21 protein-coding genes are annotated in these 17,073 nt (G+C 40.1%); 6 read left to right on the top strand and 15 right to left on the bottom strand.

Going from position 1 to position 17,073, the window contains the following annotated elements:
* Positions 1-164: 164 nt before the first annotated feature.
* Positions 165-2,045, top strand: coding sequence for a bifunctional diguanylate cyclase/phosphodiesterase (locus PSH48_RS00220; RefSeq protein ID WP_273610677.1), 1,881 nt, complete (start codon positions 165-167; stop codon positions 2,043-2,045).
* Here PSH48_RS00220 and trmB read toward each other — a convergent pair.
* The 8 genes from trmB to folB form a co-directional block, all read right to left on the bottom strand.
* Entirely contained in the window at positions 2,042-2,707 is a 666-nt protein-coding gene (gene trmB, locus PSH48_RS00215) for a tRNA (guanine(46)-N(7))-methyltransferase TrmB (protein WP_055252926.1), read from the bottom strand. The genes PSH48_RS00220 and trmB overlap by 4 nt on opposite strands.
* Positions 2,707-3,474: an ABC transporter permease gene (locus tag PSH48_RS00210; protein WP_004588540.1), complete on the bottom strand. Its 768-nt coding sequence runs from the start codon at positions 3,472-3,474 to the stop codon at positions 2,707-2,709. The genes trmB and PSH48_RS00210 overlap by 1 nt, the downstream gene beginning before the upstream one ends.
* Positions 3,475-4,404 (bottom strand): ABC transporter ATP-binding protein, encoded by a 930-nt coding sequence (locus PSH48_RS00205; RefSeq protein ID WP_273610676.1) that lies wholly within the window; start codon positions 4,402-4,404, stop codon positions 3,475-3,477.
* Positions 4,404-5,024, bottom strand: a complete 621-nt coding sequence (locus PSH48_RS00200) for a flavin prenyltransferase UbiX (protein WP_004588542.1) — start codon at positions 5,022-5,024, stop codon at positions 4,404-4,406. The genes PSH48_RS00205 and PSH48_RS00200 overlap by 1 nt, the downstream gene beginning before the upstream one ends.
* Before the next feature lies 1 nt (position 5,025).
* Positions 5,026-6,381, bottom strand: a complete 1,356-nt coding sequence (gene mpl, locus PSH48_RS00195; RefSeq protein WP_273610675.1) for a UDP-N-acetylmuramate:L-alanyl-gamma-D-glutamyl-meso-diaminopimelate ligase — start codon at positions 6,379-6,381, stop codon at positions 5,026-5,028.
* Between the two features lie 175 nt (positions 6,382-6,556).
* Positions 6,557-7,357: an undecaprenyl-diphosphate phosphatase gene (locus PSH48_RS00190; RefSeq protein ID WP_004588544.1), complete on the bottom strand. Its 801-nt coding sequence runs from the start codon at positions 7,355-7,357 to the stop codon at positions 6,557-6,559.
* A complete protein-coding gene (gene folK / locus PSH48_RS00185; protein WP_055252923.1) occupies positions 7,354-7,842 on the bottom strand; it encodes a 2-amino-4-hydroxy-6-hydroxymethyldihydropteridine diphosphokinase in 489 nt (162 codons plus the stop codon). The genes PSH48_RS00190 and folK overlap by 4 nt, the downstream gene beginning before the upstream one ends.
* Positions 7,843-8,202 carry a dihydroneopterin aldolase gene (gene folB / locus PSH48_RS00180; RefSeq protein WP_004588546.1) on the bottom strand — a complete coding sequence of 120 codons (360 nt, stop codon included), beginning with the start codon at positions 8,200-8,202 and terminating at the stop codon, positions 7,843-7,845.
* Between the two features lie 230 nt (positions 8,203-8,432).
* On the opposite strand from folB, the gene plsY reads away from it, so the two are divergent.
* Positions 8,433-9,041 carry a glycerol-3-phosphate 1-O-acyltransferase PlsY gene (gene plsY, locus PSH48_RS00175; protein WP_024034349.1) on the top strand — a complete coding sequence of 203 codons (609 nt, stop codon included), beginning with the start codon at positions 8,433-8,435 and terminating at the stop codon, positions 9,039-9,041.
* 9 nt (positions 9,042-9,050) lie between these two features.
* On the opposite strand, the gene tsaD is transcribed toward plsY, so the two are convergent.
* The 3 genes from tsaD to PSH48_RS00160 all read right to left on the bottom strand — a co-directional run bounded on the left by tsaD (position 9,051) and on the right by PSH48_RS00160 (position 11,170).
* A complete protein-coding gene (gene tsaD, locus PSH48_RS00170; RefSeq protein WP_054983164.1) occupies positions 9,051-10,064 on the bottom strand; it encodes a tRNA (adenosine(37)-N6)-threonylcarbamoyltransferase complex transferase subunit TsaD in 1,014 nt (337 codons plus the stop codon).
* 172 nt (positions 10,065-10,236) lie between these two features.
* Positions 10,237-10,827: a YjaG family protein gene (locus tag PSH48_RS00165; protein ID WP_004588549.1), complete on the bottom strand. Its 591-nt coding sequence runs from the start codon at positions 10,825-10,827 to the stop codon at positions 10,237-10,239.
* Positions 10,811-11,170, bottom strand: a complete 360-nt coding sequence (locus tag PSH48_RS00160; protein WP_024034351.1) for a putative signal transducing protein — start codon at positions 11,168-11,170, stop codon at positions 10,811-10,813. Before PSH48_RS00160 ends, PSH48_RS00165 begins: the two co-directional genes overlap by 17 nt.
* Before the next feature lie 83 nt (positions 11,171-11,253).
* Here PSH48_RS00160 and PSH48_RS00155 point away from each other — a divergent pair, with 83 nt between their 5' ends.
* From PSH48_RS00155 to PSH48_RS00145, 3 genes are all read left to right on the top strand, one after another.
* Positions 11,254-11,691: a DUF2721 domain-containing protein gene (locus PSH48_RS00155; protein WP_096740037.1), complete on the top strand. Its 438-nt coding sequence runs from the start codon at positions 11,254-11,256 to the stop codon at positions 11,689-11,691.
* A gap of 446 nt (positions 11,692-12,137) precedes the next feature.
* Positions 12,138-13,022, top strand: a complete 885-nt coding sequence (locus PSH48_RS00150; RefSeq protein ID WP_096042148.1) for a LysR family transcriptional regulator — start codon at positions 12,138-12,140, stop codon at positions 13,020-13,022.
* Positions 13,023-13,267: 245 nt separating this feature from the next.
* Positions 13,268-13,888 (top strand): 2OG-Fe(II) oxygenase, encoded by a 621-nt coding sequence (locus tag PSH48_RS00145; RefSeq protein ID WP_096740038.1) that lies wholly within the window; start codon positions 13,268-13,270, stop codon positions 13,886-13,888.
* 63 nt (positions 13,889-13,951) lie between these two features.
* Here the strand turns inward: PSH48_RS00145 and ubiA are convergent, their stop codons facing one another.
* A complete protein-coding gene (ubiA, locus tag PSH48_RS00140) occupies positions 13,952-14,830 on the bottom strand; it encodes a 4-hydroxybenzoate octaprenyltransferase (RefSeq protein WP_096740039.1) in 879 nt (292 codons plus the stop codon).
* Positions 14,827-15,366 carry a chorismate--pyruvate lyase family protein gene (locus PSH48_RS00135; RefSeq protein ID WP_096740040.1) on the bottom strand — a complete coding sequence of 180 codons (540 nt, stop codon included), beginning with the start codon at positions 15,364-15,366 and terminating at the stop codon, positions 14,827-14,829. Before PSH48_RS00135 ends, ubiA begins: the two co-directional genes overlap by 4 nt.
* A 154-nt stretch (positions 15,367-15,520) precedes the next feature.
* Between PSH48_RS00135 and PSH48_RS00130 the strand changes: the two genes are divergently transcribed.
* On the top strand, positions 15,521-15,919 hold the full coding sequence (locus PSH48_RS00130; RefSeq protein ID WP_024034357.1) for a flagellar basal body-associated protein FliL: 399 nt from the start codon (positions 15,521-15,523) through the stop codon (positions 15,917-15,919).
* A 2-nt stretch (positions 15,920-15,921) separates the two neighbouring features.
* Here PSH48_RS00130 and glpG read toward each other — a convergent pair whose 3' ends face one another.
* Complete coding sequence (gene glpG / locus PSH48_RS00125) at positions 15,922-16,743, bottom strand: rhomboid family intramembrane serine protease GlpG (RefSeq protein ID WP_096740041.1); 822 nt, start codon at positions 16,741-16,743, stop codon at positions 15,922-15,924.
* Complete coding sequence (gene glpE / locus PSH48_RS00120) at positions 16,740-17,057, bottom strand: thiosulfate sulfurtransferase GlpE (protein ID WP_004588558.1); 318 nt, start codon at positions 17,055-17,057, stop codon at positions 16,740-16,742. Before glpE ends, glpG begins: the two co-directional genes overlap by 4 nt.
* Between the last annotated feature and the right edge of the window lie 16 nt (positions 17,058-17,073).

Here is a 17,073-nt window from a genome sequence, read left to right as displayed (position 1 = left end):
CAATATAAGTAAAATGTCTCCCTTTAAGCCATAAAAGCGACTAAACGGATGACAAATATTGTAAAAAAATTTCAATAATAGGATTTTATTAAAAAGTCACATTTTAGTTTTGGGCAAATTGCATTTATGCGTATACTTAATATGTGTAACAATAAGGGACAAGTATGCTCACAGGGAAATTAAAAGGGAAGTGGTTTATAGCTGGCTTTACATTGTTTTTGGTCAGTTTATTAGTCTATGTTTATTACACCTATAGCTCAGCGCGTAGCGAAATAATGCACGCTGTCGATGAGCGCCTTCTAAATGCCGCCACCAGCGTAAAACATATTTTGGGGCAAAGTTACCACGATAGAATTAGCCAAGGCTACGATATTGGTTTTTCGGTTTACCAAACTAAAAGCAAACAACTCTCAGAGCTTGCACAAGCGCTTGATATAGCTTACGTCTATTCGATGATCATGCGCGATAACAAAGTTTACTTTACCTCTTCCAGCTACACCAAAGACGATCAAGAAAACGCACGTGTTACGCAATTTCTTGATTTATACCCAGAGGCCACAGACATTAACAGGGGCGCGTTTTATTCTACCGAGCCTGTTTTTGAGCAATCTAGCGACCAATGGGGTGATTTTAAAACTGTTTTTATTCCCTTTGTAGATAAATATGGTACCACCTACATTACGGGTGCCGACATAACCTTAGATGATTTAAATAAAAAGCTTCAATACAGTGTCACTAAAGCCATAATAACGGCGTGTTTTTTCTTTTTTATTGCGGTACTGGTTGCAGCTATTTATATATATTTGTTAAAGCGTACCCTAGCAACAGATGCCAGTACGGGCTTTGCCAATCATATTGCGCTTGAGTACTTTATCAAAAAGAGTAATTCACACCACATGCAACTTGCCATTATTTGGGTGAACGAAATTGAAGATATTAATAGCTTTTATGGCACTCAAGTTGGCGACAACGTAATGAAAAGCTTGCTCAGTCATTATCAAAGTCGCAGCCCGCAAAGCTGTAAGGTGTATCGCCTTGCTACTAATAAAATTGCCGTTCTTACCCCTAAAAGCTTTAAAAGCAGCGAACTGAGCGATTTAGTTGAGTCGTATAATGCAAACAGCCCGGTATTAACAAACCCATTTATTTATATAACTTACTGCGCAGGTATCGCCAGTGGTAATAAATCACTACTGATTGAAAACGCGCACATTGCAACGCTTCAGGCTAAACACGGCCGCGGTAAGGTTGTTAGCTACTCAAAAGTAATGAGCGATGTAAAAAACCAGTATCAATACAATGTAAGCCTTGCCAAAGAGGTTCAAGAAGCATTTGATAACAACCGCATAGTGCCTTATTTTCAAGCTATGTTTAACACCACCAATAATGAAGTTGTACATTACGAATGCTTAGCCAGAATGGTGACTAAAAATGGCGAAATTTTAAAACCCGACTCATTTTTAAATGTAGTGAGCCGCTCAAGAATGGGCGGACTACTAACGCGCACGCTATTTAGCCAATGTATAGAGCGGTTTAGAAAAACAGATATATGCTGGAGCTTAAATATCAGCGATAAAGATATACTCGACCCTAGTTTGAGTGAATACATTGCTAGCGAGCTTAAGCGCTACCCGCACCCAGAAAACATAACGCTTGGCCTTTTAGAGTCACACGCTATTACTAATTTTTTAGAGGTTAAAACGTTTATTTCTATGGTAAAAACCAAAGGGGTGAATGTCATTATTACTGGTTTTGGTAGTGGTTATTCAAATATTTCGAATGCGCTAAAGCTTGAAGTAAACGGTATAAAACTCGACGGCGCATTAGTAAAACAAGCAGTAAGTGATGAAAATATAGCCTTATTTATTGAGCATACAGTTCATGCTGCAAAGCAACTTAGTTTAACGCTCATGGCAGAGTCGGTAGAAAATATAAGTATTGAAAATGCGCTTAAAAATGTAGATGTGGCGCTGATGCAAGGCAATTACTTTGCTTACCCAGCGCCACATGTTAACTCATCAAGCCAAGAGGAAGTGGCCGTTTAAAGATCTATCACTAAACGATGGCTTTGTTGGCCGCTGGCCCAGTATTTACGCTCAAACGGAGTAATTGCTTCGTTTGATTCATACAGCGTCACCTCACAAGGGTGTCCCGATAGCTCAAGCGCTCTGGCAAACTCTTTTACATAAATATCCCAGTTGCTGCGCACCTCTAAGCGACCGCCTAGCTTAACAATAAACGGAAAAATAGCCGCGCCGTGCCACCTACGCTGGATATGCTTAGATTTAGGCCATGGGTTAGGATAAAGCAAATAATGATGAGTAGGCTGCCAATTAGCAGCCACAGCTAAACGCCAAAAGTCGTTTAAGTCAGCTTGTACCAAAATGTACTGGCCGCTGTCTGTTTGTTTATATTCAACATCGTGCTTATCTAAGCGGTGTGACGATTTATCAATACCAATAATTAATGCATCTGGGTGGCGCTTAGCTAAATTAGCCGAGCTCTCCCCTACTCCACAACATGAGTCTATAATAAGCGGTCCATTAAAAGCTTGAACCTGCTCATTGACTTCATCGAACGCTTGTTGAGTGTGTTCAGCAATAGGCTTTTTAAACTCTGCGTTTAAATGCTTGTTAACGATTTCATCAAGCTTTTCGTGTATACCCGCCTGATTAGATACAATACTGCGTGAATTTGCATCGCTCATTAATGTCTAAGCCCCACACCTTTTTTAATTAACGTTAGCGCTAAAGTAAATAGCACCGTAATAAATACTAATATAACGCCAAGCGCGACACTTAAATCAACATCCGACACGCCTAAAAAGCCATAACGAAACGCATTAACCATATAAATAATTGGGTTTATCTGCGATACATTTTGCCAAAACTCTGGCAGTAGCGTAATTGAATAAAATACGCCACCTAAGTATGTTAGTGGCGTTAAAATAAAGGTTGGGATAATACTAATATCGTCAAAACTATTGGCGTAAATAGCGTTAATTAAACCACCTAGTGCAAACACCGCTGAGGTTAAAATTACCGTCGCCATAATTACAAATATATTGTGTATTTGAATATCCACAAACAATAGCGATACACAGGTAACAATAAAGCCCACCATCATGCCGCGGGTCATACCGCCGCCCATATAACCAAGTACAATTATGTAATTAGGCACAGGCGCAACCAATAGCTCTTCAATACTTTTTTGAAACTTGGTTGAATAAAAACTAGAAGCAACATTAGAATATGAGTTGGTAATAACCGACATCATTATTAGCCCCGGAACAATAAATTCCATGTAGCTAAAACCACCCATTTCACCAATACGTGAGCCAATTAAATTACCAAAAATAACAAAGTATAAACTCATCGTAATCGCCGGCGGCACTAAGGTTTGCACCCAAATACGTAAAAAACGAATACACTCTTTAATCCATAAACTCTTTAAGGCTACGCCATATTTAAACATTTATTCGCCCCGCCCTTGCTCTAGTAATCCTACAAATAACTCTTCTAATCTGTTTGCTTTATTACGCATACTCAAAACAGTGTTGCCTTGCTCGGTTAGCGCACTGAAAACTGCATTTAAGCCTTGAGATTTAGCCACTTCAACTTCTATGGTGTGCTCATCAGGCATGCTAAACGAGTACCCCTCAAGGGTAACTGGCTGTGCTGGCTGTTTTAAATCGAGCACAAAGGTTTCTTTATCAAGCTTAGCTAGTAACGCTTTTATAGTGGTGTTTTCAACAATACGGCCAGTATCAATAATGGCGATGTTTTTACATAACAGCTCGGCTTCTTCAAGGTAATGCGTGGTTAAAATTATCGTTACGCCTTGCTCATTAATTTGGCGTAAAAAGTCCCACATTGAGCGGCGCAGCTCTATATCAACCCCTGCAGTGGGTTCATCTAATATTAGTAGCTTTGGCTCATGCATTAATGCGCGGGCAATCATTAAACGGCGTTTCATACCCCCAGAAAGCGTACGTGCTTGCTTGTCTTTTTTTTCTAATAAGCCAAGCTGAGTTAAATATTTATCGGCACGCTTATGCGCTTCTGCGCGGGTAACACCGTAGTAGCCTGCTTGATTTACCAATATTTGGCCAAGCGTTTCAAACTGACTAAAGTTAAACTCTTGTGGCACAAGGCCTAAATGCGCTTTAGCAGCTTCAAGGTCGGTATCGATGTTGTGACCAAACACTTCCACCTTACCTTGTGATTTATTTACCAAGGACGAAATAACACCAATAGTGGTCGACTTACCGGCACCATTTGGGCCAAGTAAGGCAAAAAAGTCGCCTTCAAAAACTTGTAAATCAACACCTTTCACGGCCTCTACACCGTTTTTATAAACCTTGGTCAGGCCTTTTATATTTAAAGCAACATTTTGCTTATTCATTATTTACCCTCACCATAACCCCAACGTTTAGTTAGGTTATGTTCAATGTTTAAATGATCTAAAATTCGCGCCACCATAAAATCAACTAAGTCTTCAATACGTTGTGGCTTGTGATAAAAACCAGGCGCAGCGGGCATAATAGTGACCCCTAAACGCGCAAGCTTTAACATGTTCTCAAGATGAATTTCGCTAAAGGGAGTTTCGCGTGGCACTAAAATTAATTGCCCTCGCTCTTTAATAACCACATCGGCTGCACGCTCGAGTAGGTTATCTGATGCACCGAGTGCAATAGCAGACACAGACCCTGCACTGCACGGGCATACTACCATTTTTTTAGGCGCCGCAGAGCCTGAAGCTACAGGGCTAAACCAGTTATCTTTACCAAATACTTTTAACTGCTCTGGCTTGGCATTAAATAAAGCACTTAACTGCTCGGTTGCTTTATCTTCATTAGCTGAGAGTTTAATGTTTGACTCTGTATCAAGCACCACGCGCGCAGCACTTGATATAAGTACATACACTTGAAATTGCTGCGCGAGTAATACTTCAAGCAATCTTAAACCGTAAGGCGCGCCTGAAGCACCACTAAACGCCAATGTAATTTTATCTTTAAACTGCACATTATTCTCCGCTGTATTTTTTAGCTAAACCATCAACTAAGTGTTGATGTAAGCCATTAAAACCGCCATTGCTCATAATTAATATGTGCTGATTTGGCATGATATTTTCAAGCACAGTGTCAATAATCATTTGCGTACTATTAAAACACCGCATACCGGCATTATCGGCTTGCGCTTTAAGAGACCAATTTAGGTTGTCGGGCTCAAATAACAGCACGTCATCGGCATCACTTAACGAAGCAAGTAGCGTATGTTGGTGTACACCCATCTTCATGGTGTTTGAGCGAGGCTCTAAAATAGCAATAATTTTTTCATCACCCACTTTTGCACGTAACCCCGCAAGCGTGGTTTTAATGGCTGTTGGGTGGTGCGCAAAATCGTCGTACACTTTAATGTTATTTATGTCGGCTTTAAGCTCCATACGCCGTTTAGGGCTAATAAACTCTTCAAGCGCTGCAATGCTATGCTCAACGGCTATACCTACATGGCGCGCTGCCGCGATAGCCATAATGGCATTTTTAACATTATGCTCGCCTATTGCCTGCCAATTAACTGTGCCTTGAAGTTCATTGTTTAAAAGCACATTAAATTGGCTACCATCAGCGCTTAGCAAGTCATAATGCCAATCACCATTTAGGGTTTCACTTTCGCTCCAGAGCCCTTGCTTAATAACATCATCAAGTGCGACATCGTCTTTTGGCCAAATTACCTTGCCAGTATGAGGTAATGTACGCATTAAGTGATGAAATTGTTTTTTTATTGCGTTTAAATCGTCAAAAATATCGGCGTGGTCAAACTCAAGGTTATTTAAAATGAGCGTACGTGGTAAGTAATGCACAAACTTGCTGCGCTTATCAAAAAAAGCGGTATCGTATTCATCTGCTTCTATTACAAAAAACGGGGTTTCGCCCACTTTGGCTGACACACCAAAGTTTTGAACTATACCACCAATTAAAAACCCAGGTTTTAAACCTGCATACTCTAAAATCCACGCCAGCATGCTTGCTGTGGTAGTTTTGCCATGTGTGCCTGCCACCGCAAGCACCCAAGCATTTTGCAATAGGTTATGTTTAAGCCACTCTGGCCCTGATGTATACGGCAAGCCTTTATCTAACACATATTCTACACAGGGGTTACCTCGGCTCATGGCATTACCAATAACCACCATATCTGGCTTTGGCTCTAACTGTTTTACGTCGTAACCTTGGGTTAGCTCAATGCCCAGCTGCTCAAGTTGAGTGCTCATCGGCGGGTAAACATTTTGATCAGAGCCAGTCACTTTATGGCCAAGCGATTGAGCAATAGCCGCTATACCGCCCATAAAGGTGCCGCAAATGCCTAATATATGAATATGCATAACTTTTTAAATCCTTTCGTACTTCGCACGTCTGTGAAGTTTAATGGCGCTATAATGCCAAATTTTAGGCTTCGTGACTATGCGCGTCTCGTCAATTCACTGATGCTAAAACAGCGTTAATAAAATAAAAAAGCCCTCTTACCTAAGTAAGAGGGCTTGCTGGTAATAAGCTAAATTACAGCGTTAAAAATACAATTAAGCCTACACCAAGTAAAAGTCTGTAAATTACAAACGGCAGCATGCCCATTCGTTCTATCACTTTTAAAAACATGAAAATACAGGCGTACGCCGATAAAAACGAAAGGACTACACCTAAAATTAATGTGCTCCAATCAACCACATGATCGCCTAAAGCCAGCTCTATCGTGTAGTAAAGACCCATCATAGAAATAATAGGTATAGCGAGTAAAAACGAAAAACGCGCTGCGCTTTGTTTGTTCATGCCCAGCAATAAACCCGCTGTCATGGTAATGCCAGAGCGAGAGGTACCTGGGATCATAGCCACCGCTTGAGCAAAGCCAATAAGCAGCGCTGTTTTCCAGTTAAGCTGATAAATTGTTTTCATTTGCTTACCTTTGGCATCGGCGTACCAAAGTAATAAACCAAAAATAATAGTCGTAGCTGCTATAACCCACGCACTGCGCAGGTACAGCTCAACAACGTCTTTTAGCAATAAGCCTAATAACGCAGCAGGTACAGTGCCCAATATAATCCACCAGCCAAGTTTACTGTCGTCGGTGGTGCCTTGGGCGCCAAACGATTTAAACCAGGCGCTAAGAATATCAGCCACTTCTTTACGAAAATAAATAACAACCGCTATTAACGTACCAACATGCACAGCCACATCAAAAGCAAGGCCTTGGTCTTCCCACCCCAAAATTTGCGAAGGTAAAATTAAGTGAGCTGAGCTCGAAATAGGTAAAAACTCAGTAAATCCTTGTATCAGGGCTAAAATAATTATTTCTAAAATACTCATGGGTTAGAAAACTCCACCTTCCATAGTTTTTGTTGAGGGTTGTTATACGCACTCCATAGCGCAGCAATAGTTTGCTTAGCAACGGGGTGATAAAAATTGGGGGCGACTTCACAAAGAGGCTGAAGTACAAAAGCGTTTTTGGTAATTTCATCGCGAGGTAATTGTGCAGGCGAGTCGCAAATAACGTCATCGTAAAAGAGCAGATCTAAATCTAATGTACGGGGGCTAAATTTTTTATCATCCGCTTTACGCCCGTTATCTCGCTCTATTTGTTTTAATAACTTACAAACACGCTCAAGCGGCATTGATGTGGTAGCAGCCACCACCGAGTTATAAAAGTTATTACCTTTAAACCCTACTGCTTCGCTTTCAAAAACAGATGAATGCACAATATCTGTAAAGTGTTGCTCAAGTGCATCAAGCGCACAGCGAATATAATGCGCTTTATTTATATTTGAGCCTAAGCTGATATAAATTTGCGCCATTTAGCTCATAGCCTTTGTGCGTGTTATTTCTACACCTACGGTGTTTGCTTGCGCTACAGCGGCCGGTTTGCTCACTCTAATTGTTACTTGTGGTGTATTAAATTCGGTTAATATAATAGTTGCTAGTTGCTCTACTAAGGTTTCAAGTAACTCAACCGGCTTAGCCGTAGTGTGCTCAATCACTCGCTCGCTTACTTTTGCATAATCCAGTGCTAAATTAATGTCATCATTTGCTGCTGCAGGCTTTATATCGCTGAGCATTTCAATATCAAAATAAAGGCTTTGTTTACTTTCTTTTTCAAAGTCGTACACTCCAATAATTGTGTCGACGTGTAGTTGAGATATAAAAACCTTATCCATTGATACTCCAAATAACTATAAACACTCTCTAAGCATACAATGCATTGATAAAATTAATACTGTATATGCTTTAAGCAGTGTTTAAATATGTAAAAATTACTTCTACAATAGCCAAATAGCTAGATTAACTGCAAAATACAGCAGTTAATAATTTTCACGATAAATTGTGCCGCCAATAATAGCGTAAAAGTGCTATCGATGGGTATAGCAATTAAAAAATAAGGGACTTTGTGTTAGCCATTTTACTGTTTGTTTTAGCCTACTTATTAGGGTCGATTTCATCGGCTATATTAGTGTCTCGGCTATTCAAACTGCCAGACCCTCGCAGCAGCGGTTCAAATAACCCAGGTGCCACAAATGTGTATCGTTTAGGTGGAGCCTTTCCTGCGTGCTTAGTATTAGTGTTTGATATTTTAAAAGGCACCATCCCCGTATGGGGGGCGTATTTTTTAGACCTAACGCCTTTAGCACTTGGTTTGGTCGCCGTTGCCGCGTGCTTAGGGCATATGTACCCACTATTTTTTAGCTTTAAAGGCGGAAAGGCGGTAGCCACTGCGTTTGGCTCTTTATTGCCGATTGGTTTATCGTTGGCGGGGCTGTTAATAAGTACCTGGATTATTGTGGTTGCTATTACGCGCTTTTCTTCATTAGGCGCTTTGGTCACGGTTTCGCTTGCTCCACTGTATACGTGGTTGATTAAACCGCTTTACACCCTACCGGTAACCTTTATTACCGTGCTAATTATATTTCGTCATCGCACCAATATTATTCGCCTTTTTAAAGGTGAAGAACCAAAAGTGGGCGCTAAAAAAGCACCCACTAATGAAAAAAATCAATAATTATTGATGCTAAATCGCTTCTAAGCTGTCTATTGGCCAACGCGGTTTGGTTTTCATGTCGAGTGTGGCAAACTGGCCTGCTTTTAAGCGCTGCATACCAGCATAGGCAATCATTGCGCCATTATCAGTACAAAACTCAGTACGTGGGTAGTAAACCTGTCCTTTCATACCTTGCATAACACGCTCAAGCTGTAAGCGCAGCTGTGTATTTGCACTTACTCCGCCGGCAATCACTAAACGTTTTATTCCAGTTTGTTTTAGAGCACGCTTACACTTAATAACCAATGTATCAATCACTGCTGTTTGAAACGCATGGGCGATATCTGCTTTGGTTTGTGCGTCATCATCATTTTCGCGAATCGCTATAGAAGCTGCTGTTTTTAAGCCACTAAAGCTAAAATCAAGGCCTGGCTTATCCGTCATAGGGCGTGGAAAAACAAACCGTTTTGCAACACCTTGCTCAGCCATTTTAGCTAGTCGAGGGCCGCCTGGGTAATCAAGCCCTAGCAGTTTAGCTGTTTTATCAAATGCTTCACCTGCGGCATCATCAACAGATTCACCCAATACTTCGTACTGGCCTATACCGGCTACTTTTACCATCATGGTATGGCCGCCCGACACGAGCAAAGCAATAAAGGGAAACTCAGGCACGTTTTCTTCAAGCATAGGTGCAAGTAAATGCCCTTCCATATGATGCACGGCAACAGCTGGAATATCCCAACCATAGGCTAAAGAGCGGCCAATAGAGGTACCTACCAATAACGCCCCTACTAAACCAGGGCCTGCGGTGTATGCAATGCCATCTAAATCTTCAGGGCCACAACCGGCTTGAGCAAACGCAGCGTCAATAAGTGGCAGGGTTTTACGAACATGATCGCGCGATGCAAGCTCAGGTACAACACCGCCATAATCTGCATGTACTTTTACTTGGCTGTATAACTGGTGAGCCAATAAGCCTTTTTCATCATCGTAAATTGCAATACCGGTTTCATCACACGATGACTCAATGCCTAAAATTCGCACTTTACTTCTCCTGCCTTTATTTACTGCTTAACCTGCACTGTGGTTAAGAGATTTACACACATATTTAAAACTATTTAATTTTATCATTCTCTAGCTAAGGTTTTTACTAAGTTCAACGTAATAAACGCTAAAAATTGCTAGAGAGCAATTAACCACAGTTAATTAATTACAACTATAACGCCAAACCAATATTGGTTTGTCCATCTGCAACGGCCTGCTTTTTAAGTGCCTTAACGTTTTCAGAAGTCACGCGGCCCATATTTTCTACAAAGTCGATTAGCTCACTCAAAACTTCAATTTCGTATTGCATTAATGGGTGTTCTCGTACGGCTTTATTGTCAGCCACTTCACCTTCAACCGTCATTTGGTATTCAATAAAACGCGCCACCGTTGCTTGCGATATTTTACTAACACTTATAAATTCTTGCTCGTCTTGCCCCATCAAGCCGTGCATTAGGCTCAAAAGCGAGGTTGCAGCGTCTATTGCGGGGTAAGTGCCAAACATATCAAAGTCGGCAAGTTCAGGTACATTTGGCTCAATTTTTTCTACTTGTTTTTCGAGATCTATTTTACTTTTTGGTAGTAATATTTTTTCCCAGCAAACATTTAACGCACTGCGTAATAAGGCTTCATCACCAAAACCGGTGGCTTCACTAAATAAACCATAATTAGGTAACATACGCTCAATTAAAGCACTTGCTAACACCGCTTTTTGTAAGTAGTTTAGCTCTCTAATACGCTGAAAGTTATTCGCTTTTGTCATTTCTTAACGTCTCACATGACCAACAAAAATCAAATGTTGATCCATTATGCTCATTACAGTTAGGGCATACCCAATCTGGAGCGGATTGTTTTACTTGTTGGTAGTTTACCAATATTTCGCGCGCGTGGCGCTCTTTTATCGAATAAACCTGCACACTTACTTGGGTTTGTTCAAAGGGGATTTCGCCTAAGGCGCCTTGAAGCATTTCACCTTGAATTTGGCACTCAATTCCCGCGCTTAATAACAGCCCTTTGATTATATTTGCCTCTAATGTGTTATCTGCTTTGTAGAGCGTTACCCACTGAAAAGCTTGCTGAGTACTATGAGTATTAATATTTTGCAATTATCACCTCAATTATTTTGTGTTTACAATATCCTACGATACTCTACTAAAGTGTATAGCAGGTAACTTTTTAGGATAAAACAATGACACTTACTACCCCAGGTTTACTTTTTCCAGCAATCTCACTGTTGCTGCTTGCTTACACAAACCGCTTTTTAGTACTAGCGCAATTAATCCGAGAATTAAATTCACGAGAAGGTGAATCTATTCGCCCCGTTGTTGTGGCTCAAATAACAAACTTAAGAAAGCGCATTAAGCTAATACGTACCATGCAAGTGTATGGTGTGGCGTCTTTTTTATTGTGTACGCTATCAATGTTTGCCTTATTTATAGAATTTAATACCACAGGCATTATTTTGTTTGGGGTGAGCTTAGCGTGCTTAAGCCTTTCGTTATTAACATCGTTATTTGAAATTCATATTTCGTGCGACGCCATAGAAATAGAGCTACAAAGTATTGAAGACAAACCCCTAAGTAACCGCATTACTAAAAACTTTACTAACAAAAGTAATAAGCCTTAGCGGCTTATTTTTCTAAAATCTTAAACAATAATAAAGCGATGGCATAATCTAAAACTATAAGCGTTTATGCCTCACTTCATTACAAATCACTACGTAGGATTTTCCTATAGCCTTTTTTCTGGCATACTTTTTTATTAATTAATGCTAAATTATGTCTAAAGTATTACTTTTAAAAGCATCAAAGCACCTAAGTCATTGTATTTAGTCTTACTTGCTAACATAGCTTAGTTTTAAATAGAGTAATAAATCACTATAAATAAGCCTAATTGGTAATACTTTTAAATGCGTCTTCTCTTTAAATAATACTAAAAGAGGGATATGCTGAGGCAAATATGTCATAAATTTGCAAACACAGTTACATATTAGGCTTCGCTTTTTGAAAGCTCGAATCTAATATTATTGATGTTCGCGGCACACGCGACTTACTTATAAAAAGGGACTATAAAGTGAGATTTGAACAGTTAGAACAATTTGTAGCGCTTGGTGTGTTACGCCACTTCAGACAAGCAGCCGAACAAACTCAAATTAGTACATCAGCGCTAACGCGCAGCATTCAAACCCTAGAAGACGAAATGGGGTACGAACTGGTGAAACGCTCAACACGTTCAGTAAAGTTAACACCCGAAGGCGAGCTATTTCTTGATTACGCCAAAAACACCCTTGCCGAACTTGAGCATACAAAAAAACGAATTTCTCAATCGGTTAACGGCAATACTGACGAAAAGTTAGTCATTGGCTATACCAACAAAGCCAGCAGTGTAGTACCTATCTCATGCGGGCAATTTTTAGCACAATACCCCCATGTTAAAATAGAAATGCAATTGCAAGAGCAGCACGAACTTGCACGCAAACTGCAAGAGGGCGAGATTGATATCAGTGTTTATTCGCAGGCAATTAACAGCATCGGCAGCGACATACACCTGCCAGACCAACTGGTATTGTTTGTTTCTAAACATCATCCGTTAGCAAATAAAAGCGATATCAGCAAACACGATTTAGATAGCTACCCTATGTACGGCTGTTTTTCTCAGTCTAAACAAGTACAAAGCATGCTTAACGAAGCCATCGACATGCTCAACAAATCGGCTAGCATTAAGGTAGGCAGCATTGAGCAAGTAATGTCAGGGTTGGTTAAATCAGATCACTTTGCTATTGCAAGTATTGAACACGCGAGCACTCTTGCAGAGCACACAGAGCTTGTACAGCTAAAAACAAATAAAGACTTAAGTCACGAACAACTTGTTATACAAACAAGCCAACAAGCAGCAGTTAGCGAACACATTGACCATTTATTATCTCTTATCAAAAAAGCATCTACGACTATTACTTAAGCCAAGATAAAAATAGCATACCGTATTGCCCTTAAACCTTTTAAGGGCAACCAATTTAGATAGCCCTTACTGATTTACTCTTCTTGTTACCAAAACCTGCAGCACAGCAGCTTAACCTAAAAAGCCCTTTTAGTTTTTATGCTTACGCGTTAGGTTTTTATTTGCTTAAATAGCAGAGCACAAACCACTAGCTATTAAATTTTTTTAGGCTACACTGTCGCACCTTTTTTAATCAACAGACATAAATGAACACACTTTTTAGTTCTGATGTTTATTTAGATGCAATAGAAACCCATGGTTATGTTGTTATACCTAACGCACTTATTAGCGAGCTAGTAGAGAGTTTAATCACCGATTGCCACCGTATTAACCCGCATTTTAGCGCTGCAGGTATTGGCCGTTTAAATGACTTACAAATAGATAAAACCATTCGTAAAGATAAAACCTATTGGTTTGATGGCAGCTCACAAGCACAGCTAACTTATCAAGCAATAATGGAAAGTATAAAAACCACACTTAATCGACAGTTTTTTATGGGCTTATTTGATTATGAGTGCCACTACGCTAAATACACCCAAGGCGACTTTTATAAAAAGCATTTTGATGCATTTAAAGGGCGATCTAACCGCGTATTTACAACAATCCTTTATTTAAATACGCCCGAGCAAGGCGGCGAGCTTGTTATTTACAAGCCAAAAAGTAAGCAAGTAGAGATAATAATCAAACCCACCGCGGGGACACTCGTTATGTTTGAAAGCGAGCGTTTTGCGCACGAAGTATTACCTGCCATTAATGAGCGCTACTCTATTGCTGGGTGGTTTAGAAAAAACGCCTCAATAAGTGGAGTAATTGACCCACCACGATAAAACCAACATAGCCACAACAACTAGTGGCTATGCTGAGGTTAAATTAATAGCGTTGAGATGAAATTAACGCGCAAATACAAATGACAAGAACAAGCCAACAAAAATAGCTAATCCAACATAGTGATTATTTAAAAACGCTTTAAAACATGCATCACGCGCACGTTTATGAATAAGCACTTGCTGATAAATAAGTAACCCAGCGGCAGTACATAAACCTGCAACAAACGCCAAGCCTAGCTGGTTAATTAAGCCAATAAGCGCCAACAACGCTATAAAATTAGCGTTTAATAAAAATATAATATGGCGGTCGTATTTACCAAATAAAATAGCAGTAGATTTAACCCCTATTTTTAAATCGTCATCTCTGTCGACCATGGCATACATAGTGTCGTACGCTACCGTCCAACAAATATTTGCAACAAATAACAGCCACGCCTGCAGCGGTAATGAGTCTATTGATGCCATATATGCCATAGGTATCGCCCAACCAAATGCAGCGCCTAAGACTACCTGCGGAAGATGTGTATAGCGTTTCATAAACGGGTAGCAAAATGCCAGTGCCAACGCCCCAAATGACAATAAAATAGTGTTGATGCTAAGTAGTAACACCAATACAAAAGCAATGGCTATCAGTAATATAAATAAACTCAGTGCTTCACCTGCACTTACTTGTCCGGTGGCCAAAGGCCGCCCTGCTGTACGCTTAACTGAGCCGTCTATTTTTCTATCTGCAAAATCGTTAATAACGCAGCCAGCACTGCGCATAACAATTACGCCTAAGGTAAATACAATAAAGTTAACTAGGCTTGGCATACCAGCGTTTGCAAGCCATAGAGCCCAATAAGTAGGCCACAGTAATAGTAATGTACCGATAGGTTTGTCAATGCGCATGAGCTGAATATAAAAAGGGCTATGCTGTAATTGCAAAGGGGCTAATTTCATGAGTACAAATAGGCTCCGGGTAAAAATACTTCGCACACTAAAAAGTGATAATCATTAATAGAAAACACACTACGACGACCTAATAAAGGGTGCGTAGTTAAATTCAACTCTTTAACAAGTGACTGCAGCGCATGCTCTGAGTCAAAGCGCCCTATCTCAATATTACTTCGGGTAAGTTCAGGGTGCTGAAAAATAACATCACCTAAAGGGCGTGCGCCCATATTATGTAGTGTTGTTTGCGTTTGTGTACTGGGCAGCCAACTTTGGGCATACACCATGGGTGTATTGTCACACAATAAAAGCACCTCGCGATTAAGTGCTTTATTTGTATTTGAGCCAAGTAGTTGTTGCTGTGCATCGCTTAGGGTAAAAGTTTGCTCATTAAGCACTTTTACACTAAAACTTTGTGCATTACTTTTTAATTTAGCGGTTAATGAATGTAGCTCAAATAGCCACTCTTGCTCTAACGCAGATAAGTTATTTACCAAAGAAGCACATTGCCAATTGGCAGATATAGAAAGCGGAAATGTAATCACAATAGCTCAATAAAATAAAAACCGAGACGATGATAACATTGCCAAAGCATTTGAAAAAGTGATGTTTTACTGCCGATAAATAATTGCAGGAGCTGTTTATTAGGCGCTATTAAGTATAAACTATTTGTATTAAGAAAATGGAAACACACTAAAGATGAAAAAAATAGTATACGCAGGTTTTTTAGCACTGATCCTAAACTGTTTTAGCTTTTCGGCAAAAGCGGAATCGACAGTGGGCTATTTTGGTTTTGAGCCAGACATAATTACCAATTACATAGGCGCTTCAAGTAAAAAAATGGGCTATGTACGCGTGACTATAGATTTAATGCTTAGCAATAATGCAGATATTGCTATTGTAGAGCACCATACCCCGCTTTTACGCGATGCGTTAGTAGAAATACTATCTAAAGAACCTGAAGAAAAAATAAAGTCGCTTACTGGGCGTGAAGAAATTAGAGCAAAGTGTGCCGAAAAATTAAAAAGCCTGCTAAAAGAAGAAACAGGCCAAGAGATTATTCGTGAAGTATTATTTACTAAGTATTTATACCACTAAGCTTACGCTTTTTTAGCATTAAATAAATTAGCGGTTACGGCATAAGCCATGCCGCTTAAAAGCCCACCTAAATGCGCCCAATTAGCCATACCAACAAACAACACATCAGCAAAACCAAGTACCAGCCAAATTAACATAAAGCCAATAATGGCAGTGCTAACTAGCGCAGGTTGCTTAGGGTTTAAATAGCTGTGAATCCAACAAAAACCCAATAAACCATACACAACGCCACTTAAGCCGCCAAAGTTAGGCCCCACAATTAAAAACTGAGCCCAGTTACTAATAAGTGCAGTAACCACAAATAGCCCAACTAAACTCAGCTTGCCGCATTGCTTTTCAATATTATCACCTAACGACATCCACCAAATTAGGTTAAATACAATGTGCATTGCGCTAAAATGAACAAGTGCCGGCGTTAACCAGTTCAGTGGTTGGCTCGGGCTAAACTGCAAAGCAGTATAAATTTGCTCAAAGCCACCCAATAAAAATGCAAAGTAAATAGCAACGCTTACAATACTTACGGTTTTATTTAGCCAGCTTAGTGCTTTAAAGCGCGCCACTAAATTAAGCGACTGTCCCTGATACGTTAAGCCAGATTGCGTACTGCCCACATCCCAAGAGGCTTGTTGATAACGCTCATGATTGGGGTTTTGTACAAATTCAGCCCACAAAGGTTGCACTTGATGAAAGTGCTCGCCCGCAACACAAATAATAACATTACTGCCATCAGCACTGCGCAGTTGCCCTTCAAAGCCTTGGCTTTTTAAATAATCTATAAAGCCCTGTGCGGCACGAGGATTATTTAAACTACCTAGCTCAATCATCGTTCCACTTTCTCGCTGTAAGCCGCTTCCCAAGCCGTAAAGCCACCATCCATGCTATATACATCTTCAAAGCCCTGCTCTACTAAATAACTAGCCGCACCTTGTGAGCTCATGCCGTGGTAGCAAACAATAATAATGGGCTGATCGAACTCTTTTTCCATCATAAACTGAGCTATATTGGCATTTGAAAGCGCTTCGGAGCCAGGAATATGCCCTGCTTGGTACGAGTTAGGATCGCGTATATCTGCGATCACTACATCTTCTTTATCAAGCAATTCGTGCGTTTGTGCTATAGATATATGTTTAAATGCCATTGAAATCTCTTTTAAA

Source organism: Pseudoalteromonas sp. Angola-4 (assembly GCF_028599265.1).
GTDB lineage: Bacteria > Pseudomonadota > Gammaproteobacteria > Enterobacterales > Alteromonadaceae > Pseudoalteromonas > Pseudoalteromonas atlantica.
Note: the sequence above shows the minus strand (reverse complement) of the source record. Positions and strands in the feature narration are given on the sequence as shown.